This is a genomic window from Arthrobacter cupressi (assembly GCF_900099975.1).
GTDB classification, from domain to species: domain Bacteria; phylum Actinomycetota; class Actinomycetes; order Actinomycetales; family Micrococcaceae; genus Arthrobacter; species Arthrobacter cupressi.
Window position 1 is genome coordinate 83,068 of record NZ_FNEI01000003.1, and the last position, 20,377, is coordinate 103,444.

Consider the following 20,377-nt stretch of genomic DNA (forward strand, 5'->3'; position numbering starts at 1 on the left):
TACTTCTTGAGAGTGATCTCGATGATGAACAGGAAGCTCGCACAAGGACGCCACGTTGAATGGTTGCGGGCATCGGCACACTGTAACGAGACGGACCTTGGCGAGCGGACTGACTATCAGTCGAAGCGCTCCGGCAAGGTGGTCCACCGCCTCCGCCAGGACATGGCGGAGGGCCGGGACTTCAGTGACGCCACGCCCTGGCCGTATCCGGGCTCATAACTCCTGAACTGCGGGCCGTGGCGCTTGGACGGGGCACTGAGTCCAAGCGTCACGGTCCGCTACTTTTGTCCTAACGATCGTTAGTTACAATTGGCATAGCCCCCACCGGTCAGTTGAATGGATGAAATGAACCTGTCGCCTCGCGAGCGTGCAAATGCCGCTGTCAGGGAGTTCCTGTCGAGTCGCGACTGGTCCGCCCAGACCCCGGCGCGTCGTCGCATCCTGGCAGCGTTTCTGCAGCTCGCCACCACGCGGGGTTTCGATTCGGTGACCATGCGGACGTTGGGCCGCGAACTGGATATGAAGGCACCGAGCATCTACTCAAGCTTCCCTCAAGGCAAAGACGAGATTGTCGCCGAGTCTCTCCGTTGGTTTACCCACACCTTTGCCCGCGACCTCCTGGCTGGCGCCGAAGAGGCCAAATCGCCGGAGGAGTACTGGGCTGCGCTTGTTCGTTTTCATTTGGCCCAGCAGCTCCAACGGCCGGAAGCCGACCTCTGGGACCTCCTCGTTGCTACGGACAAGGTGGCGCGCTTTCTCGCTGACGAGGTCCGCGATGAAGTCGGACTGTGGATGGGCCTGCACGCGGACATGTACGCTGCGGCTGCCGAAGAAATGGGCTACGAGCTTCCTGTCCGAACCACCAAGGTGATTTTCACGCTTTTGGACGGCGCCGGGCGATGGGCCGGCTGGAGCGGCAGCGACGATGATCTCGCTGAGCTGCTGGACCACACGGTTGCACTGACGCGCTCAATTCTCGAAGTCGGCAGCGGCAGCCGGACTCTGGCCTAACCCTTCGCCGAATCACTCCGTGCAGTCCGAAATTTGTGCGACCCGAAATTTGCACGGCAACTATTGCCTAACTAACGCTCGTTAGCCTAATGTCTTCGCTAGGTCCGTTGATGTGCCTGCAGGAAATCTCGACCTACCCAATTCCCTGACGTAGTTCGATAGGAACCGAAAATGAGCCAACACATAAGTGCCGAACGCGATGAGTCGGCACCTCCAAGCACCAAATCGACCACCGAGCTTCGTGGTCAACTCGGGGTAGGAAGCATCCTTTTCTCCGTGGTCGCATGGGCGGCCCCTCTGCTCGTCGTTGTGGGCCTCATGCCGTCGATGATTGCTTTCGGGGGGAGCGGCATAATCGCTGCCCTTGCCGTTTCGACAGTCATATTGCTCCTGTTCTCGGTGGGTTATGCGGCCGTCACGAGATACGTAGAACGCCCGGGGGCCTTTTACGCTTACATCACGGCCGGACTCGGGAAGGACGTGGGCCTCGGCGGAGCCTTCCTGGCCATGTCGGGATACCTTGTGCTTCTGCTGTCCACGTGGGCCGCCTTCGGGGTGTACGGCCGGCAACTCGTTGTTGACACCTTCCACGGCCCGGACTTGCCTTGGTATCTCTATGGCATCGCCGGGGCGGGTCTGGCAGGCGTGGCTGCCTACCGAAAGATCGAGTTTTCCGCCAAGACCCTTGGTGTTGCCCTGATCCTCGAGGTTGTGCTCGTTCTCGTCTTCAACTTGAGGGTCTTTTTCGACGGCGGACCGGACGGACCGCCGCTGAAAGCCCTGTCCTGGGACGGCGCGAGTACCGGGAACTTTGGTCTGGTCCTGTTATTCGCGATGCTGTGCTTTGGTGGCTTCGAATCATCGGCCATCTATCGCGAGGAGGCCAAGGACCCCAACAAGACGATACCTAGGGCCACATATGTTGCCGTTGTCCTCATTGGCGTCTTCTACCTTGTGGCGGCCTGGGCCATGCTGACCGCACTCGGCTCAGAAGGAGTCGCGGATGCGCGGGCCGGGGGCGCCGTCGCTTCGATGTTTGGCGACCTTGCCGCCGCATACGTCGGAAACGTCGTACCGGGCATCATCAACGTCCTGGTGATCTCCTCGACGTTTGCTTGCCTGCTTGCCCAGCACAATGCCGTGGCACGATACGCCTACTCGCTTGGAAAGGACGGGGTGCTGCCGCGCACACTCGGAGTTGCGCATGCCAGGCACCACTCACCGTTCGTTGCCTCACTCATTGTCAGCGCCCTCGAAGTTGCGGCCGTGGTGATCATCGCTGCGGCTACAGCACTTGATTCAGCCGGCACTGACGCGTTCACCGTCTATATCCGGCTCAACGGACTCGGCGCCATCGTTGTCGTCGCGCTCCTGGTCCTGGTTTCCGCGGCCGTACTCGCTTACTTCAAAGTCCACAAAGTGCCCGGCCGGGGCGTCTGGAAGACAACAATAGCCCCGGGAATTGCCCTGGCAAGTTTGGGCGCAGTACTCATTCTCAGCTTCGTAAACGTTGATGCACTCATCGGCGCCGGGTTCCTCGCTTCTTTGTCGTTCACGCTCTTCATCCCGCTGGTCTGGGTGGGCGGCATCGCCTACGCACGCTGGTTGAAGAAGTCGAAGCCTGCTGTCTACGAAAAAATCGGGCGCCAATAATCGCTCCGTGAGGAATCCACACATAACAACTCAGAAGGAAAAACATGACACATCGCCTCGCCGGCAAGATTGCAGTTCTCAGCGGTGGAGCAAGCGGCATGGGCGTCACCCACACGCGCCGATTGATTCGCGAAGGGGCCCGGGTCATCTCGTTCGACCTCAATGAGGGTGCGGGGCCCGACCTCGTTGACGAACTGGGCGAAGACAAATTGCTCTTCCTTCGCGGAGACGTGAGGAAAGCCGAGGACTGGGAGCGCGTAGTGGCCGCCGGCCGCCAGCGCTTCGGCATCCCGAACGTGCTGATCAACAACGCCGGGATCTCACCTTTGCAATCACTGGAAAAAGTTTCCGAGGAGGACTACCGCCGGGTGATTGATATCAACCAGGTCGGCACTTTCCTGGGAATGCGCGCTCTGGTTCCATCCTTGCGCGAGGCTGGTGGTGGATCGGTTATCAACATCGCCTCGACTGCCGCGCTGGTGGCCTTTGCCGACTTGTTTCCCTATGTTGCATCGAAATGGGCGGTGCGGGGGATGACGAAAGCCGCTGCACTGGAACTGGCCAGGGACGGCGTCCGCGTGAACGCGATTTGCCCGGGAGACACAGACACCCCGATGATTCGCGCGATTGCTGACACTCCGTCAGGTGCGCTGCCACCCACCGACGACCTGCCCTTCAAGAGATGGGCGCAGCCTGAAGAGATCAGTGCCGCCGTCGTTTTCCTCGCCTCGGATGAATCGTCCTACATGAGTGGCGGCGAACTTGTCATCGATGGCGCCTACACCGCCCAGTAGTCCTTGGGCAGAAAGGTCAATCAAGTGGATCGAGTTAAGGACAAGATCGCGATCGTGAGCGGTGCCGGAAGCGGCATGGGCCTCGAACATGTGCGAGCACTCGTTCGGGAGGGCGCACGGGTAGTGGGCTTTGACGTTGCCGTCGGGGAGGGGCCCGCGCTGGTTGATGAGCTTGGCGCAGACCGGTTCCATTTTCTCGCTCAACGGACGGTCACCTCGGCGTCAGACTGGGCTGACGTTGTCCGTGAATGCGAGATCACGCACGGGGCACCGAATGTTCTGGTCAACAACGCGGGAATCTTTCGATCGACCCGCGTTGAGAGCGTCAGTGAACGGGACTATCGGACGGTCATCGAGGTCAACCAAGTGGGGCCGTTTCTCGGAATGCGAGCTGTCATCCCGGCGATGCGGTATGCAGGCGGGGGCTCCATCATCAACATCTGTTCCACGTCCGGCCTTGTGGCCTTCGAAGACAACTTTGCCTATGTGGCTTCGAAGTGGGCGGTGCGGGGAATGACGAAGGCGGCTGCACTCGAGTTGGCGGCGGACGGCATCCGCGTCAACGCTGTTTGCCCCGGTGAGACGGAAACACCGATGCTGCTCAACAGTTCTGAACCTGGAACTGCGTTGCCGCCGGAGAGCTTCCCCTTTGGACGGTGGGCCCGCCCTGAGGAGATAGCGTCCGCTGTGCTATTCCTCGCTTCAGACGAAGCGTCCTACATGAGCGGCAGTGAGGTCGTAGTCGACGGGGCATATACCGCCGCGTAGTCTGCGGGCCCCGGGCGACACAAAAAGCAGCCCCGGCAACACGGGAAATCCCGCGTTGCCGGGGCTGCTTCCGCACCCCAAAAAACTACTTCTTAGGCAGCCCCGGCGGGTTCAGCTCAGACTTAGCGATCGCCTCCGAAGACAAGCCCCAGCGGTCCAGGATCTTTCCGTAGGTCCCGTTCTTAATGAGCGAATTCAGGGCGGCCTGCGCCGCCACCGCCAACCCGTTGCCCTTCTTCGTCGTAAACGCGATGTCGGCCTTCAGCGGCCAACCGCCGTTGACGGTGCCCACCTGCTTGGTCTTGCCGTCCTTCGCCGCCTTGTACGCAGCCCCCGCGTTCGGGCCGAAGGTCAGGTCCGCACGGCCCGACTGGATCGCCAGCGATGAGGCGGAGTCGTCGTCGTAATACTGGAACTCGACCGGCGGCAAACCCGCCGCCCGGTTCTCCTCGTCCCAGCGCACCAGGATCGCCTCCTGGTTGGTGCCCGAGCCCACGATCACCCGCTTGCCCGCCACATCCTTCGCTTCCTTCACGGAGCCAATCGGCGAGTCGCTCTTCGCGTAGAAGCCCAGGAGGTCGGTGCGGTAGGTGGCGAAGTCGAACTTCTCCTTGCGCGCCTCGGTGACCGTGACGTTGGAGAGCACGGCCTCGTACTTGGAGGACTCGATGCCCAGCGGCCAGTCCGCCCACGCGACCGGCAGCACCTCGACCTTGAGGCCCAGGGTCTCGCCCACCGCATACGCCAGGTCCACTTCGTTGCCGATGAGCGTTTTGTTGTCCGTGGCGAACAGGCTCAGCGGCGCGGTGCCGCCCGTGGTGACCACGGTCAGCTTGCCGTCCGCCTTGACGGCCTCCGGAACCAGCGCTGCTGCCGCAGCATCCGCGGAGACCGGGAAGCGGTCCTGCTGGGGGCTGAGGTTGAAGGTCTTGCCGCCAATGGTCGCAGCGGACGACGACGGCGCTGCCGCCCCCGCTCCCTGTGCCGCGGCGCCGGGGTCGGAGCAGGCCGCGAGTCCGAGTGCTGCTGCTGCCGTAAGGACCAGGGCGGAGCCCTTGGTGAAGGCCGAAATAGCCATGGGATACCTCTGAGTTTCTGCTGAACGGATGCTTGTCGGTGCAACTATCCGGCAGCCAAAACTACCGGTCAAAGCCGTGTGAAACCCTTGGATACAGGGCGAAACCGGGCTTAACAGCAGGTCCGGAAAGGTCACATTCGCCACCGCCCCTCACACGGAAACCAAGTAGTGCGGCGAAATAAACACCGCAAAAGACAGGTACCCGGCGGGGAAAGACGAGTGGGCATTACGCGTGTGCCCTGCATGGGCCCAGACCTACCGTGGGACAACGCTGCGGCCGCGGGGGCTGCAAAAGTCTGGGGAGGCAATCACCATGGAACTATCAGCTGCCTGTCAAAACGCGCCCGGAAGGCCGGGAACCTTACGAAGAACAGGACGGAGAGCGGCGGCGGCGCTGGCCACTGGGGCTTTGCTCCTGGGCGCGGCCGGAATCGCCCGGGCCGACAACATCTACAACAACCTCGACGGCAGCGTTGATTCGGTTGCCGAAGTCATGCCCTTGAACGCTGGCGGAGCCAACGGTGTGACCGTGCTCGCAGTGCAGCCCACGGGTGGCGATGGTAAGCCAGGTTGCAACCTGACAGCTGCGACGACCCTGACGCTCAGCCTGACCTCGAGCCAGCCCTCGGTGGCCACGGTGAGCCCGTCCAGCGTCACCTTCACCGCCTGCGGTGACACCAAGCAGGTCACGGTGACCCCCCTGAGCCAGGGTTCCACCATCGTGAGCGCGGCCGTCACCAGCAACAACACGGGCGGAACCTTCAACCTCGCCCCGGCCACCTTCCAGGTGAACGTCGCCCCTCCCGCGCCCACCAACACCGCACCCACCCTGGGGATCACCGGCGTCTCGGCCGGCTCGTCCTACTCCAAGGGCGCGGTACCCGCAGCAGTCTGCAACGTGACGGACACCGAAGACGGTCCCAGCACTTTCCCGGCCACGCTGGGAGCTGTCACCGGACCAGACGCAGCGACCGGCGTCGGAAGCCAGACGGCAAGCTGCGACTACACGGACGACGGCGGCCTTCACGCCGCTGCATCCCTGAGCTACAACATCGTTGACGCGACCGCCCCCGGAATCAGCTACACCCTCAGCCCCGTGGCTCCCGACGGGCTCAATGGTTGGTACCGCAGCGAGGTGTACCTGGACTGGACGGTCACCGAAGGCGATTCGCCCAGCACCCTGGCCCTGACCGGCTGCACGGACCAGCTCGTCAGCGTTGACCAGGTCTCCGCGGACTACAGCTGCGCGGCAAGCAGCAGCGGCGGCAGCGCCGCCCAGCAGACCGTGTCCATCAAGAAGGACGGCACCGCCCCCGGCGTCGAGTACACCAGCGCCAGCGGCACCGAAGGCAACAACGGCTGGTACACCTCGGACGTCACCGCCACCTTCACGGGGACGGACGCAACGTCCGGTCCGGCGTCGGCCACGCAGACGGCCACCAGCAGCGGCGAGGGATCCGACGTCGTCGTCCAGAGCCCCGCGTTCACGGACAACGCCGGCAACGAAACGGCGGCGGGCGCGGCCAGCCACAGCTTCAAGGTCGACAAGACGGCGCCCGGCGTCGAGTACACCAGCGCCACCGGCACCGAAGGCAACAACGGCTGGTACACCTCGGACGTCACCGCTACGTTCACGGGGACGGACGCCACGTCCGGTCCGGCGTCGGCCACGCAGACCGCCGCGAGCAGCGGTGAAGGCTCCGCCGTTGTGGTGGAGAGCCCGGCCTTCTCGGACAACGCCGGCAACGTGACGGCCGCAGGTGCAGCCAGCCACAGCTTCAAGATCGACAAGACGGCACCCTCGGTGGCCTACACCAGCGCGAGCGGAACCCTTGGCGACAACGGCTGGTACACCTCGGACGTCACCGCCACCTTCACGGGAACGGACGCCACGTCCGGTCCGGCGTCGGCCACCCAGACGGCCACCTCCACCGGTGAGGGCTCCGACGTCGCGGTTGCCAGCCCGGCGTTCTCCGACGAGGCCGGCAACGTGACGGCAGCGGGCGCGGACAGCCGCAGCTTCAAGGTCGACAAGACGAACCCGACGGCCACCTTCGACTCGCTGGTGGGCAACGCGTACTTCGGCTCCGTGGCGGCGGCCCCCAGCTGCACGGCCTCGGACGACGTGTCCGGCCCGGCGGGCTGCGTGGTCACCGGGTACTCCACCCAGGTGGGTACCCACACCCTAACCGCAACGGCCACCGACAACGCCGGCCGCACCTCCACCACCCAGCACAGCTACACCGTGATGGCCTGGACGCTCAAGGGCTTCTACCAGCCGGTGGACATGAACGGCGTGCTGAACACGGTCAAGGGCGGCAGCACCGTCCCGGCGAAGTTTGAAGTCTTCGCCGGCAGCACGGAACTGACGGACACCAACGTCGTGACGATGAGCGCCACGAAGATCACCTGCACTCTGAGCACGGTGGACGACATCGAGCTGACCGCCACGGGGAACACCTCCCTCCGGTACGACTCGGTCAGCGGACAGTTCATCTACAACTGGAAGACCCCAACCACACCGGGATCCTGCTACAGGTTGACGATGAAGACGGCAGACGGCTCCAGCATCTTTGCGAACTTCAAGATGAAGTAGCCGACCTGCACGCACGAAGGCCCGGGGCTTAGTCCCGGGCCTTCGTACGTGGCTTGGGGGATACTTGCGACGGATCGGAGGAGACGGTGAGGCAGGAACATAAACAAATCCGGGAGGCCGTGCGTCGCGCTTTCCTGGAAAGCGACGTCGCGGGGCTCGGAACGGGCGGGGACTGGTTCCCCGAGGATGAGTACGACGCCGAAGCGGACCGGGCGCTGTCTCTGCTCGCCGGCGGCGTGTCCCCGGAGGAAGTCGCTGCCTGGACCGTGGGCACGATGGCCCGCGACTGGGGCGTCGACATCAGCCCCGCCAGGAAGCAGAAGTTGGGTGCCGCGCTGGCACCGATCGCAGGGGCACTGTCAAAGGGATCGTCGGGCGCTAAAGTGCGGGAATGAGGTATTCCGTCGCCCAGTGGATCGAGTTCCGCGGCGTGCGCCGCGGTCTTGTGTGGCAGTCGGACGATGAGACGCCGGCGAAAGGCGATACCGACGGTGTGCTGGTCGACGACGGCGGCCGGATCGTTTGGGCGCGGACGCCCCGCGAACTGACGGAGCTGGCGGAGCAATACGGAGTTACGCTCGAAGAAGACGTACCGTCCGAGCTGGTGAATCTGGACGGATCGGAGAAGCTGCTTGCGCTGCCGATTTCGGACGACATCTGCAACCAGCTAATCAACGCCTGGAACCTCCTGGGCGACGTCGCCCGGAGCGTCGGCGCCAGCCTGGATGACCGCGGTGCCGACAAGGACCGCTGCTACGAAAAGCTTTTCGCCGGCATGAACTTGAAGATCTACACCGCGCCCGGAGAGCACTACGCTCCGCATTTCAAGAAATCGGAGAAGCGCCTGATCAAGGAAGTTTTCAACCGCGGGCGGATCATCCTCGACGCACGGCTGCAGGAGCGCACGACGGCCCAAGAGCAGGCGCCGTGAGTCTTCGAGGATTCATTGAGCGACGGCTCGCCCGGCGGCGGTGTCTGCGGGAGCTGACAGCCCTGGCCGTACAACTGGATTCCCTATACACGGGCACACCCTTCGACATGGAAACTCCCGACGGACCCCTTTCGCTATCCACTGCGGGGGCATTCCGATGTACCTACCAATGCCGCTGCCGCACAAATTCGGATCGCTGACTTCCGAATTTTCAGTGATTCCCCCGAACGTCAGTTGGGCAGGGTTTTCGGTGCAATCACCGTCACCATTCGTGCACTCTTACATGACGTGGCTCCTTGCGCAACGGTCCTTCGTGATCGTGCGTCAGGCCGCATTGGTCCGGATGGCTCGAGATTGTGGTGCGTAATATTTGGCGGAAAACGGAGCGGAAAAGGCTATCAAAGGTTGCCGTGATTCAATTTTAGTTCGTTAGCCTAACGTCTGAAAGTTAGAGCGTTGTTTACCTTGGTTACTGTTGGGGCAGTCACCATGTCACTTTTGGGCCCGGCTAATACCGCCGTGGCCTCCGAGAACACCACCGAAGATTCGTCCAGCACACAGGAAAGTACCCAGACCGCGACGGAGTCGGTGGATAGCCTGGCGGCGGCCGTTGACGCCGCCACCTCCCCCGAACTCTCAACGCTCGACGTGTCAGCCATCGCGACGCCGAGCGGTTTGACTGCCGAGTCGGGCCCCGTCGAAACCAGGATTCCGGTCGACGCGACCGAACCCGTTTCCTCTACTCTTGCCACTTCGGAAGGCGAAGTCGAGATCAGCGTGGGCATTGGCGACGCTTCAGACGATCTCAGTGGCGTTCTGGCGGCGGATGGAACTGTTGTTTATCTTGCTCCGGGCGGCACATCGCACACCGTGCAACCGACTCTTGAGGGGTTCCGCATTCATTCCGTCATCGAAGATGCAGGTGCATCCACCGAGATTGTGCATGACATCAATTTGCCTGAAGGAGCGAAACTCGTCCCGGCGAAGGATATGCCGCAGACTGGGGATGCTCAGGCCGCGGCTGGAGCCGTTTACGTTGTTGGCGCAGATGGATCAACTATCGGGGGCGTTCATGTCTCCTTGGGCGAAAGACGCAGAGGGAAGGGATGTCGCCACTCGATACGAGATCGATTCCGGAAAGCTGGTGCAGTTCGTTGAGCATCAAGCTGCAGGGATTGCATACCCGGTCGTTGCCGATCCGCAGTTCGGCTGGGCGGGATGGTTCCCTGTGGTGAAATTCAATCGGGCAGAAACGGCAGCTTCCACAACTGCCATCGGTGTACTGAAGGTTTGTGGCAAGATCGCCCGGGGTTTGCCAGTCGGCCTTGCAGCATGCGGAATTTCAGCAGTGCAGATCGCAATTCAGGCCGTCATTGCCAACTCCAGAGGGGAATGCATCCAGCTCGCACCAGCGCCGATTGGAGCCATGGCGTTCCGATATACTGGCGGATATTGCCGCTAGATTTTGGGAAGAGTTAAAGTGCTGAACTATTTTCGCGAGCGGCAACAAGCGCTCGAAGTCAACCCGCAGCGCCGCGCCATCGGTTATGTATCCGGTGCCGTGGTTGTCGCGTTGATGGTATTGGTCTTTGTTGGGATCATTCCTCAATGGATTTTCTGGGCAGCGTTCGCCGCGTCCTGCGTCTTGGACATAACTCTGACCAGAAAATGGGTCCGGGATGATGCGCTGAAGGCGCACCAAGCCGACCATCCCCGTTGATACAACCGGCCACGGTAGCGCGCAGATGATCTGACTGTTGTCTCTGGCCCGGGTGTTCCAAACAGCCGGGCCGGAGAGGCATTTGGGGGAAGGCGTTAGGCGCGCCCGAAAACCCACTAGTGGTGGTGCCCGTGCCCTTCCGCCCCGTGTGCATGGCCTTCCGCATCATGGGCTCCGGCCGCGATGCCGGCGGCCTCGGCGAGGTGCTGCCATCCGGCGTCGCTGAGGGCGTGGTAGCTGATGTGCAGTTCACCCGCCGGGCCCTTGGTCGCGTCGGTATCCCGTAGTTCGAGGGCCGAAACGAGTTTCTCGGCAGCCGTGAGGAACGCCTGGACCTGCGGGTTGAGCCGATCCGGCCACCGGGTGGCGGCGACCGCGATCCGTGCGTTGCCGATCAGCGCGGCCCAGTTGCGGTCGATCTTCGGCGCCGGGCCGGTGAGGTTGGTGGCGATGCCGTGGAAGCCGACGTTGTCTATGAACGCGAGCGCGGCGAGGACGCCGGCGGTTCCTTGGTCGCGGCTGTCATGAGGGTCCATGGTTGCTCTCCTCTGTCGGATTCAGGATGCACCGCCGAGGTGGGCCGTTCAAGGCCCCACGAGCCGGTGGGAAGAAAGCAGGTGACCCGCCACACCCTTGAGGTGAGGAATTTACCGGCCACCCGCCGTCGTTGTCCCAAATGCGGCCGGATACGCGGCCGCCTGAACGCAATCGAAAGGCCGGCACCGACGTGACTGTTCCCCTCTCCATCCTCGACCTGGCAATCATCGGCAAAGGCCAGACGGCGGCGGAGAGCTTCGCGGGCAGTGTCGCCATGGCGCAGCTCGCCGAGCGGCTTGGCTACCGGCGGATCTGGTACGCCGAGCACCACAACATGAGCTCCATCGCCTCCTCCGCCACGAGCGTGCTGATCGCGCACGTCGCCGCCCACACCGAAAGCATCCGGCTGGGCGCCGGCGGGATCATGCTTCCCAACCACTCGCCGCTCACCATCGCCGAGCAGTTCGGCACCCTCGAAACCCTGCACCCGGGCCGGATCGACCTCGGCCTCGGCCGCGCCCCCGGCAGCGACCAGAACACCATGCGCGCCCTGCGCAGGGACCCGACGGCGGCAGACACCTTCCCGCAGGACGTCCTGGAACTGCAGGGCTACTTGAGCGGTCCCAGCCGGATCCAAGGCGTGGAAGCGACGCCGGGACGCGGCACGAACGTGCCGCTCTACATCCTCGGATCCTCGCTCTTCGGAGCGCGGCTTGCCGCCCAGCTCGGACTCCCGTACGCCTTCGCCTCGCACTTCGCGCCCGCCGCGCTGCAGGACGCCGTCGCCCTTTATCGCCGCGACTTCAAACCCTCGGAACAGCTCGCCGAACCTCACGTGATCGCCGGCGTGAATGTGGTGGCCGCGGAATCGGCACAGGAAGCGCAGCAGATGCACCTCGACGTGAAGCGGGCGCGCATCTCCACGTTCTTCGGCAACGGCCGCACCTTCACCGACGACGAAGCCGATCTCATCCTCGACTCTGCGCAGGGCCAGCACGTGGCCCAGATGATGAAGTACTCCGCGATCGGCACCCCGGAAACCGTGCGGGAATACCTGGATGAATTTGCCCGGCACGCGGACGCGGACGAACTCATCGTGGCCCACCAAAGCACCGGCACCGAGAGCCGCCTGCGCTCCGTGGAACTCACCGCGCAGGCCGTGGGACTGGTGCGGGCATAAGGTTTCGCGGCTACTTTTCCTGGTCCATCAGGACGCTCCGGCACGCCAGCTGCAGGGCAAGGCGGGCCTCCGGATCCGCGAGGTTGATGGCGATGAGCGACTGGATGCGCCTGATGCGGTCACTCACAGTGTTCCGGTGGACGTCGAGGATGGCCGCGGTCTCCGTGAGTGACGATTCGTTGTCCAGGAAGGTGTTTAGCGTCAGCAGGAGCTCGGGACCTGCCGCGAGGAGTGGGGCGAGCAGCTCCCGGGCTGCGGGCCGGAAGGTGTCCGTGCGGGTCCAGATCAGCAGCAGCTGGGCCATGTCCAAGCGGTCGACGTGGACGAAGTAGCCGGAGTTTTCCCTGGCGGCGGCGATCCGTGCTGCGTCGCCGGCTTCCTCGAGCGAGCGGACGATCCCTTCGTGCTGGGCCTGCAGGCGGCCGACGCCGAATTGAGTGGGGACTGTCGCGCCGAGTTCGTGTTGTGCGCGGCGCAACGCACTGCTGATCTTGCTGACCTCGGCCGGCCCGGGTTTCGAGGGGAAGCTGATCCATCCCGCCCAGCCGTCCGACTGTTCGACGGTTGACGCCTCGATGTTCTCGCGCAGCAGCGCCCGATCCAGCTCCGGCTTTTTGGCCACCAGGTCCACGGGCTCGCGCGTGATGACCCTGAACGCCACATGGTAACCATCCAGCGCCCAGCCCAGTTCCCAGGCCTTGGCCCTGAACGATGGACTGATGTCACCCGCATGGTCGATCAGTTCTCCGAGCAGGGCCACCCGGTGCCTGGCATCGCGTTCGGCCTGCAGGCGCTGCCGGGACAACAGCTCCGAGACCGCAAGGGCCGCCAGACCCAGCGCCGCACGGATGGCAGCCTGCTCCTGGCCCAGGGCGGGGCCGAGGACCACCCGCAGCCGGGGCCCGGCGTCCACATGCCGGTGCACGGGACTGAAAATCTCCGTACGGGGCGTTTCCGGGCCCGCGGGGTTCGGCTCGGCCTCGGCTGGCGCGTCGTCAGCGGAGATGAGGTTTCCTGACGAATCGACGAGCGTCACTTGATGGCCTAGGACAACGCCCAGCCGGGACAGCAGATGGCTGAGGCTGTCATGGGGCAACTCGCATTCGGCCGCCACGCGGGAAAGCAGCAGGCCTTGCAGGTGCGCTGCCCCCGACAGGAGCTCCTGCGCCGCGACACCGAATTGCCAGGTGTTATGGACGGCCAGCACCACCAGCCCGAGGCGTCCGGCCAGCCGTTGGACGTTGGGCGGGAAGGTGCCGTCGTTGCTCGGCGGCTTTACGGCCAGGGCGGCGACGCCGGCGGCGGACGCAAGCGCGAGCAGGGCCTCGACGTCCCAGGAGACGCCGGCAGGCAAGGGTTCCAGCACAAGGAGGACGGAATCCTTGAGCGTTAGCGGATCGCCTTCAGCGTTCCGCAGCTCGCGGATGTGGCGATTGACCTCGGTCAGGTCGCCGGTCAGGGCAGCCAGCGAGGACGCCGTCCTGGCCCCCGGTTCACCTGCACTGCCGATGCAGCCGGCCGCGGCGTGATTCATGATTGACCCCAGCGGGACCGGCGGAATCATGGGCTGCTCCGGTTCTCCTCGATGTCCGGCGCGCTGCTGCGCAGGAGGCTGCTGTCCCATAATGCCACTGCCGCGCCCCCGCTTAGTGGGAGCGCGGCAGGCGTTCGACGGCGGTCAGGCGCGGTAGCGCCCGATCGGCTCGGGGTGCTCCTCCGGCGTCCCGTCCCATCGGTGCGACGGGACGCCGTAGCCGAAGTATCCCGGCCCGGCCAGATCGAGGCCCTCGATGGTGTGCCAGCGGGGGTCGCTGGGTGCGGTCAGGACGCAGACGCGCTGCCCGTACCGCAGGTTTTCGGTGGTGACCGGCTCCGCGGATTCCGCGTCCACCACAATGATCAGGTCCGGCGTCGTGGTGACCACCGTGCCATCCCTGGTGGCCAATAGATGCTCGTTCTGGAAATGCAGGGAAAGGACGGAACCCGTATCGGGGCCCATACCCTCGATCATGGCCTGGCCCTTGGCAAAGCCGCCCGTGGTCTGCCGCTGCAAATCAGAGACCTTGCCGAGATGGACCACGCGGCCGCCGAGCGTTTCCGCCAGCACACCACAGGGGTTCAGATTGTTGTGCTGAGCGTTGGCAACGGCATCGCCGATGGCAATGGCGAAGGACATCGAGCCGGCTACGAAGCTCTCACGGGCCTGCGCGCCGGTCATGGCATACGTGCTGTTGAATGCGTTGCATCCCATCTCGATGGACGCCTGCCGGGCAAAGCGCTCGGCCCAGAAAGAGTCGATGGCTTCGATGACGAGCGTATTCCCCTTCTCATCGGCCAAGGCCATGGGTGTGGCCTGGATTCCGTACAGCGGCGCCATGCCCATCTGTATCTCGGGAAAGGCCCGTCCGATCAGGTCGCCGTCGATCAAAGGAATCCCCAACTGCGCGGCCGCCACAATGGGCAGCATGGAGTTTGACCCTCCGATCTCCAGGCAGGCCGTGTGGGTGGCAGTCCGGTTCACCGATGCCGCGAGCTTCTCGATGGTCAGATGCAGCTTCTCCACGGTGTCGAGCTTCTCCACGGACACCGTGGGCGCGCCGATCGCCGCAATGGGGACGATGAACGCATCATCTGGCAGTTCGTCGACGGAGACAAGTTCCACGGGCCCGAACTCTTCGATTGCCTGTTTCGCCAGCAGGGCACCAACATAGGGATCGCCGCCGCCGCCCGTGCCGAGGATTGCCGCTCCGCGCGCCAGGGAATCAATGTCTTCAACAGTGATCCTCTTCAGCCTGCGGCCGTGTGTCGCTTCCAGGGTCATTTCATCTTCCTAACGTGAGGTTGCCGGCGGCCTTGACCCGGACGCGCATTGCGTTTCCGGGAAGGTAGGGGATTGGAATGGCTTCCTGCTCAACGATCGTCACTGTTTCCGGGCTGGCCCCGGCGGCAACTGCTCGGTCCACGGCCTCCTGCCGCGCGGATTCCATGGCGCGCTTCTGGTCGCCGTCCGCAATGTAGGACACGCGATCCACCTCGCCGCTGATCTGGGCGATGGCGGCACCGTAGGCGTTGGCGACGTCAAAATTTTCAGGCCGGTAGATGGTGCCAAGGCCGTCCAGTTGTTCCGCCAGCAGGACGGATCCACCGCCGACTGCGACCACTGGCAAAGGTGCGGACGAGGTCCGGATGCGGTCGGCAACGTCCGCAACGGCCCTGTCGATCTGTTCAAGAGCTGACCGCACCACGGCGTCACTGATATGGGCCACCAAAGACGCATCACCGACGTCGGCCCTTCCGCTGCGGACGGCGATGTCCGTAGCTGTCAGGACAGACCCGCCGAAGACGAGCGACTCGTCGGTCAGCCGGTAGCCCACGGAATCCGGACCAACGGTTCCTTGATCGGTCCGCACCCGGGACCCGCCGCCGAGGCCCGCCGAGAGCACGTCGGGCATGCGGAAGTTGGTGCGCAGGCCTGCGAGTCGCACGTGGGTGCTGGACTCACGCGGGAAACCGTTGACCAGGACGCCGACGTCGGTGGTCGTGCCACCGATGTCCACGATCAGGCAGTCGGAAAATCCGGAGAGCGCCGCCGCTCCGCGCATCGAGTTGGTGGGTCCGGAGGCGAACGTGGCCACGGGGTAGCGCCGGGTGTATTCGATGTCCATCAGGGTGCCGTCGTTCTGGCTGACGTACAGCGGGGCGGTGATGCCTTGCTCGAGGACAGCCTTGGCGAGTCCGTCGACAATCCGGTTCGCCATTTCGGCGAGGGAGGCGTTGACGATGGTCGCGTTTTCCCGCTCCAGAAGCCCCACCCGGCCGATCTCGTGGGACAAGGTGACGGGGAACTCCGGACCCAGTTCCTCGTGAAGAATGGACAGGGTCCGCTGCTCGAATTCATCGTTGACGGGCGAGAAGACGCTGGACACCGCCACGGAACGGATGCCGTGCGCCGCAAGGTCCGCCGCGTGCCGCCGGATCTCGTCGGGGTCGAAGGGGCTGATGGCGCGGCCGTCGAACTCGTGTCCGCCATGGGCCAGGTAGGCCCGGCCCTTGACCGCGCTGGTGAGGGCGCCGGGCCAGTCCGTGAACGGGGGCAGCGACGCCGTGGCGGGAAGTCCAAGCCGGATCGCCGCCGTTGGGCAGAGGTCCCGTGCCTCGATGAGGGCGTTGATGAAATGCGTGGTCCCGATCATCACGCCGCGGATGCGGTCCGGGCTGAAGCCGTTCAGCTCCTTCAGCGCGGTGAGGACCTGGGTGATGCCGCTGGTGACGTCCCGGGTGGTGGGGACTTTGGTGGAGGCGAGCACCTGCCCGCCGTCCAGCAGCACAGCGTCCGTGTTGGTGCCGCCGACGTCAATGCCGATTCTCAGGCTGCTCATGGTGCAGTTACCGGTTCTTCCTTGGTGGTGGTTTCTGTTGGGTGGTTGTCGCCGTAAGACTTCAGGAGGTTCAGCTTGCCGGCGATGATGTAGAGGAGGAACGCCGCGGCGAGCGAGTTGAAGGCCGGGAGCCCGAAGGTGACGAAGTAGCCCAGGACCGCTGAGATCGCCCAGATGATGAAGGTAGCGGGAATCCAGTTGGGCGATTCGGCTGGCGGAAGTCCCGAGTCCCTGGTGGCCTCGAGGAGGGGCCGCCACTTCCTGATGACGAAGTATTCGGCCATGATGATGCCGGCCACGGGCGGGAAGACGACGCCCAGCAGCATGAGGATGTCGATGAACTTGTCCAGGATCCCGGCCGCGGCCAGGACGGTTCCGACGACGCCGAGCAGCAGCGTGACGTGTCCGCGGTTCAGTCGTTTGTTCATGGCGCTGTTGAAGAAGGACACTACGCCGAGACCGGCACTGTAGAGGTTCCAGTCGTTGATCTTGGACGTGCCCAGGACGATGATCAGGATGCCGATCCAGCCCACCGAGGAGAAGATGATCTGAGTGACGTCGGCGGATTTCATGGCGTGGGCCAGCAGCACGCCGATCATGCCGATGGTGTAGTTGCCGAGGGTCATGCCGACGACGGTTTGTTTGACGACGTCGCCGGCGCTCCGGTTGTAGCGGGTCATGTCGGCCGTGATGACCGCCCCGAGGACGGCGCTTCCAGCGACGATGGTGGTAGCGGTGACGAAATCCAGCTGGGGGCCGGGAGGGGCATCGTTGATGAGCTGGCTGATGGAGTGGTTGCTGAGTTCTGCCCATGCCGCCCAGGCGATGAGGACCATGAACAGCGGTACGGTGATGTTGGCCAGCCACTGCATGGACTCAAAGCCGCGTACCACGATCAGCGTGACCACCAGGCCAAAGGCCAGCGACCAGGCCCAAGTGGGGATTTCGGGGACGATCTGGTTCAGCCCGGCTCCGGAAATCCCTGATTGGATCCCGAACCAGCCGATGAGGCTGATGCAGATGGCGAGGCCGAGGACCGATGCGCCGCCGCGGCCAAAGCCGGTCCAGCGGGCGAGCATCGATGTTGTGAGGCCTTGGCGCATGCCGGCGATGCCGACGAAAATCATGAGTGCTTCGACTATCAACGCGCCGACGGTAAACGCCCAGAAAGCGTCCCAGAAGGTCATTCCGAAGCCAAACGTTGCGCCGAGAAGAAACTGGCTCAGGTCAGAGGTTTGACCAAAGCGCTGGACCGCGATGCCGAACCAGTGTTTCCGCTTCGTTGCGGGAACCCTGGTGATGGGGTAGTCATCGTGCCCTGTTCCGGATGTGGACATGACATGCATTCCTTTCGAGTGATTCACTTCACAGTATCGACGGGTAGCTCGGCGGTCATTGGGCAATGTGCAGTGCTTGGCCTCCATTCGTATGCACATTGCACGGATTGACTTGGCGCTCCGGCTGACTTGCTATCAGCGGAGACGAAGAAGGGGGCTTTTGAGGCCGCAAAGCATACCGCCGGACTTTTACGCGGCCCGGCTTGAGTCGCGGCTCGGCGGGGCCATAGAGTTCTCCTCATCACTCGGCGCTACGGCGCCGATCCTTCGCATCATTTCGTGAATAATTGGGGGCTACATGGCGCGCGCCATCTCCAAGGCGCGGCTGCGCCTTGTTCTCTTATTGACCCTGCTGACCGGCATGGTTTTCGCCGGCGTTGTGCCGGCCCACGCCGCGGGCACGGCCAGCATCTCCGGCACCGTGACCGTCCCCGCGGGGGCGGACGTCACCCAGACGGTGGTCCTGCTCCTGGTGGAGACGCCCGAGGGCTACACCATGCCGGATGCGGAAATTACGCCCGACGCCACCGGCGCCTACACCTTCGCGGAAATTTGGCCGGGGCGGTACAAGATCGTGTTCGCCCACCCGGCAACCACGGTCGTGTGGAACGGCGGCGCGTCCACCGAAGAGACCGCGCCGTGGATCGAACTGGCCGAGGGCCAGTCGGTGACGGGCGCGGACGCCACCCTTGCGCTGGCGGGGTCCATTGCCGGCACGGTGAGCTTCGCCGCGGGCGCGGATCCGGAACAGGTAGTGGTGTCTGCCTTCCTGGACGGTTCCTATGACTTCCCCGTTACGGCGACGGCGACCGACCCGGACGGCCAGTACATCCTGGAAAACCTTGCACCGGGTTCCTACAAACTCAACTTCATGGGCAGCGCAGCATCGGTGTGGAACGGCAACAGCCTGAGCCCGGAGACCGCACCGGCCATTGTGGTGGCCGAGGGATCCGCGATTACCGGCGAGGATGTCACGATCACCGTCGACCCCGGTGCGGGCAGCATCTCCGGAACCGTGGTCCGGCTCGGCGGCGGCGGAGTCGAAGGAACCTTGGTGGAGGTCAGAGACCTGTCCGGCATGCCGATAACTGAAACGAACGCCGCAGCCGACGGCACCTATACGCTGTCCAGCCTTGCCGCTGGGCTCTACAAGGTGTCCATTCACCCGAGCCCGATCGGTAGCGATCCTGTTTGGTACGGCGGCACGGATCAGGCCACGGCTACCCCGATCGAGGTCGCCGCCAGTGCCGCAGTCACAGGTATCGACTTCACTTTGCCAGCCGCGGCGAGCCTCAGCGGCACCGTGGCAGGCTACGACGGGGAAGCACCCCTGATGGTGCAGGTCTATCCGCTTTCCAATCACCCGCGATATGGCCCGCCCCTCGGCTACACCATGGTTAACCCGGACGGCAGCTACACCGTGAGCGGCCTACCCACCGGTCAGGTGAAGGTACGGCTTTTCGGGGAGATCGGCGGCTACGCCAATGAATGGTACGGCGGCGACATCCGCACCACCACTGTCCTGAACGTGACCGAAGGACAGACAACCTCGGGGATCAATTTCACGGCGGTTCCGGAAGCCGTGATTGCGGGGCAGGTCAAGTCCCCGTTCCCTCCTGACCGGACGACTGTCAGGGTCCTGAACGAAGCCGGCAACGAGGCGGGCGATGCCCTCCCGGCCGAGGATGGCAGTTACGAGGTCTTTGGTCTGCCCGCCGGTTCCTACACGGTCGAATTCCAGGCGTCCACGGACGACGGCAGCATGACCTCTTGGTACGGCGGTAAGACCCTCGCCAGCGCGGCAACGGTGACCGTGGCAGCAGGGCAGACAGTGACCGGCATCGACAGCGACGTCGTGAAGAAGCCTGCCCCGCCGCGGAAGCCCACTGAAACCGTGCCGCCGCAGAAGCCGGCGGGTTCCGCCACGTCGGCGCAGAAACCTGCGGACGCGGAACCGTCGCAGGAACCTGCCGAAGTTGCCGCTGCGGCCACCACCGTGGAGCCTGCAGGAACGGCAACCACCCCGCAGGCCGCCGCGAACACCGCCGGCGTGCAGCGGGCCTCCGCCACCGGCGCTGCTCCGGTTAAGGCTGGTGACGAGGCCAAGGTTGGCGACCTGGCCCCGACGGGCGAGGCGGCGGACACCGGTAGCCCGGCCACAACGGGCACGCCGGCCGCCGCAGGTGACCTCGCCGAAGCCAGCGCGCCGGCGAACCTCGCCCCGCTGGGCCTGGCCCTTGGAGTGCTCGGCGCTGCCGGCGTCGCGATCTTCCTGACCGCCCGGTTCCGGGCCCGCCGCTAACCGCTAACAGTCCGAGGGCCCGGAACCGAATGGTTCCCGGGCCCTCGAACTACCCCCCGCAGCCGTTACGCCCCGGCAACAGCGGGGCCAC

The 20,377-nt window shown here is 64.3% G+C and carries 19 protein-coding genes; 12 read left to right on the forward strand and 7 right to left on the reverse strand.

Annotation, left to right across the window (positions count from 1 at the left end; translation table 11 throughout):
• Positions 1-116 precede the first annotated feature (116 nt).
• Complete coding sequence (locus BLP88_RS18915) at positions 117-272, reverse strand: hypothetical protein (RefSeq protein WP_175453491.1); 156 nt, start codon at positions 270-272, stop codon at positions 117-119.
• Between the two features lie 64 nt (positions 273-336).
• Here BLP88_RS18915 and BLP88_RS04610 point away from each other — a divergent pair, with 64 nt between their 5' ends.
• From BLP88_RS04610 to BLP88_RS04625, 4 genes are all read left to right on the forward strand, one after another.
• On the forward strand, positions 337-1,011 hold the full coding sequence (locus tag BLP88_RS04610; protein ID WP_245679767.1) for a TetR/AcrR family transcriptional regulator: 675 nt from the start codon (positions 337-339) through the stop codon (positions 1,009-1,011).
• A gap of 171 nt (positions 1,012-1,182) precedes the next feature.
• Positions 1,183-2,664 (forward strand): APC family permease, encoded by a 1,482-nt coding sequence (locus tag BLP88_RS04615; RefSeq protein WP_084110808.1) that lies wholly within the window; start codon positions 1,183-1,185, stop codon positions 2,662-2,664.
• A gap of 44 nt (positions 2,665-2,708) precedes the next feature.
• Positions 2,709-3,458 carry an SDR family NAD(P)-dependent oxidoreductase gene (locus BLP88_RS04620; RefSeq protein ID WP_074587328.1) on the forward strand — a complete coding sequence of 250 codons (750 nt, stop codon included), beginning with the start codon at positions 2,709-2,711 and terminating at the stop codon, positions 3,456-3,458.
• Between the two features lie 24 nt (positions 3,459-3,482).
• Positions 3,483-4,226, forward strand: coding sequence for an SDR family NAD(P)-dependent oxidoreductase (locus tag BLP88_RS04625; protein ID WP_074587330.1), 744 nt, complete (start codon positions 3,483-3,485; stop codon positions 4,224-4,226).
• Positions 4,227-4,311: 85 nt separating this feature from the next.
• Here the strand turns inward: BLP88_RS04625 and BLP88_RS04630 are convergent, their stop codons facing one another.
• Entirely contained in the window at positions 4,312-5,304 is a 993-nt protein-coding gene (locus BLP88_RS04630; protein WP_074587331.1) for an ABC transporter substrate-binding protein, read from the reverse strand.
• 409 nt (positions 5,305-5,713) lie between these two features.
• Between BLP88_RS04630 and BLP88_RS04635 the strand changes: the two genes are divergently transcribed.
• From BLP88_RS04635 to BLP88_RS04650, 6 genes are all read left to right on the forward strand, one after another.
• Positions 5,714-7,900 (forward strand): PxKF domain-containing protein, encoded by a 2,187-nt coding sequence (locus BLP88_RS04635; RefSeq protein WP_074587332.1) that lies wholly within the window; start codon positions 5,714-5,716, stop codon positions 7,898-7,900.
• 119 nt (positions 7,901-8,019) lie between these two features.
• Entirely contained in the window at positions 8,020-8,295 is a 276-nt protein-coding gene (locus BLP88_RS04640; RefSeq protein WP_074587333.1) for a hypothetical protein, read from the forward strand.
• On the forward strand, positions 8,292-8,831 hold the full coding sequence (locus BLP88_RS04645; RefSeq protein WP_074587334.1) for a hypothetical protein: 540 nt from the start codon (positions 8,292-8,294) through the stop codon (positions 8,829-8,831). The genes BLP88_RS04640 and BLP88_RS04645 overlap by 4 nt, the downstream gene beginning before the upstream one ends.
• A 519-nt stretch (positions 8,832-9,350) precedes the next feature.
• Entirely contained in the window at positions 9,351-9,989 is a 639-nt protein-coding gene (locus tag BLP88_RS18700; RefSeq protein WP_139163308.1) for a hypothetical protein, read from the forward strand.
• Entirely contained in the window at positions 9,976-10,293 is a 318-nt protein-coding gene (locus BLP88_RS18705) for a hypothetical protein (RefSeq protein ID WP_139163309.1), read from the forward strand. The genes BLP88_RS18700 and BLP88_RS18705 overlap by 14 nt, the downstream gene beginning before the upstream one ends.
• Positions 10,294-10,311: 18 nt before the next feature.
• Complete coding sequence (locus tag BLP88_RS04650) at positions 10,312-10,551, forward strand: hypothetical protein (RefSeq protein ID WP_074587336.1); 240 nt, start codon at positions 10,312-10,314, stop codon at positions 10,549-10,551.
• Positions 10,552-10,667: 116 nt separating this feature from the next.
• Here BLP88_RS04650 and BLP88_RS04655 read toward each other — a convergent pair whose 3' ends face one another.
• Positions 10,668-11,087 (reverse strand): hypothetical protein, encoded by a 420-nt coding sequence (locus BLP88_RS04655; RefSeq protein ID WP_074587337.1) that lies wholly within the window; start codon positions 11,085-11,087, stop codon positions 10,668-10,670.
• Between the two features lie 191 nt (positions 11,088-11,278).
• On the opposite strand from BLP88_RS04655, the gene BLP88_RS04660 reads away from it, so the two are divergent.
• Positions 11,279-12,268, forward strand: coding sequence for an LLM class flavin-dependent oxidoreductase (locus BLP88_RS04660; protein WP_074587669.1), 990 nt, complete (start codon positions 11,279-11,281; stop codon positions 12,266-12,268).
• A gap of 10 nt (positions 12,269-12,278) precedes the next feature.
• On the opposite strand, the gene BLP88_RS04665 is transcribed toward BLP88_RS04660, so the two are convergent.
• The 4 genes from BLP88_RS04665 to BLP88_RS04680 form a co-directional block, all read right to left on the reverse strand.
• Positions 12,279-13,802 (reverse strand): PucR family transcriptional regulator, encoded by a 1,524-nt coding sequence (locus BLP88_RS04665; protein WP_139163310.1) that lies wholly within the window; start codon positions 13,800-13,802, stop codon positions 12,279-12,281.
• 144 nt (positions 13,803-13,946) lie between these two features.
• The gene (locus BLP88_RS04670; RefSeq protein WP_074587340.1) at positions 13,947-15,089 is read right to left on the reverse strand and encodes an S-methyl thiohydantoin desulfurase family protein; all 1,143 of its coding nucleotides are present in this window, start codon (positions 15,087-15,089) and stop codon (positions 13,947-13,949) included.
• A gap of 1 nt (position 15,090) precedes the next feature.
• Positions 15,091-16,647, reverse strand: coding sequence for a hydantoinase/oxoprolinase N-terminal domain-containing protein (locus BLP88_RS04675; protein ID WP_245679768.1), 1,557 nt, complete (start codon positions 16,645-16,647; stop codon positions 15,091-15,093).
• Complete coding sequence (locus BLP88_RS04680) at positions 16,644-17,984, reverse strand: purine-cytosine permease family protein (RefSeq protein WP_074587341.1); 1,341 nt, start codon at positions 17,982-17,984, stop codon at positions 16,644-16,646. The genes BLP88_RS04675 and BLP88_RS04680 overlap by 4 nt, the downstream gene beginning before the upstream one ends.
• Before the next feature lie 298 nt (positions 17,985-18,282).
• Between BLP88_RS04680 and BLP88_RS04685 the strand changes: the two genes are divergently transcribed.
• Entirely contained in the window at positions 18,283-20,286 is a 2,004-nt protein-coding gene (locus BLP88_RS04685) for an MSCRAMM family protein (RefSeq protein WP_074587342.1), read from the forward strand.
• Positions 20,287-20,377 lie beyond the last annotated feature (91 nt).

Bases quoted from the DNA above. Each gene is read 5' to 3' on its own strand.
- BLP88_RS04610 (WP_245679767.1), top strand. From the start codon at position 337: ATGGATGAAATGAACCTGTCGCCTCGCGAGCGTGCAAATGCCGCTGTC.
- BLP88_RS04615 (WP_084110808.1), top strand. From the start codon at position 1,183: ATGAGCCAACACATAAGTGCCGAACGCGATGAGTCGGCACCTCCAAGC.
- BLP88_RS04620 (WP_074587328.1), top strand. From the start codon at position 2,709: ATGACACATCGCCTCGCCGGCAAGATTGCAGTTCTCAGCGGTGGAGCA.
- BLP88_RS04630 (WP_074587331.1), bottom strand. From the start codon at position 5,304: ATGGCTATTTCGGCCTTCACCAAGGGCTCCGCCCTGGTCCTTACGGCA.
- BLP88_RS04645 (WP_074587334.1), top strand. From the start codon at position 8,292: ATGAGGTATTCCGTCGCCCAGTGGATCGAGTTCCGCGGCGTGCGCCGC.
- BLP88_RS04655 (WP_074587337.1), bottom strand. From the start codon at position 11,087: ATGGACCCTCATGACAGCCGCGACCAAGGAACCGCCGGCGTCCTCGCC.
- BLP88_RS04665 (WP_139163310.1), bottom strand. From the start codon at position 13,802: ATGAATCACGCCGCGGCCGGCTGCATCGGCAGTGCAGGTGAACCGGGG.
- BLP88_RS04670 (WP_074587340.1), bottom strand. From the start codon at position 15,089: ATGACCCTGGAAGCGACACACGGCCGCAGGCTGAAGAGGATCACTGTT.
- BLP88_RS04675 (WP_245679768.1), bottom strand. From the start codon at position 16,647: ATGAGCAGCCTGAGAATCGGCATTGACGTCGGCGGCACCAACACGGAC.
- BLP88_RS04680 (WP_074587341.1), bottom strand. From the start codon at position 17,984: ATGTCCACATCCGGAACAGGGCACGATGACTACCCCATCACCAGGGTT.
- BLP88_RS04685 (WP_074587342.1), top strand. From the start codon at position 18,283: ATGGCGCGCGCCATCTCCAAGGCGCGGCTGCGCCTTGTTCTCTTATTG.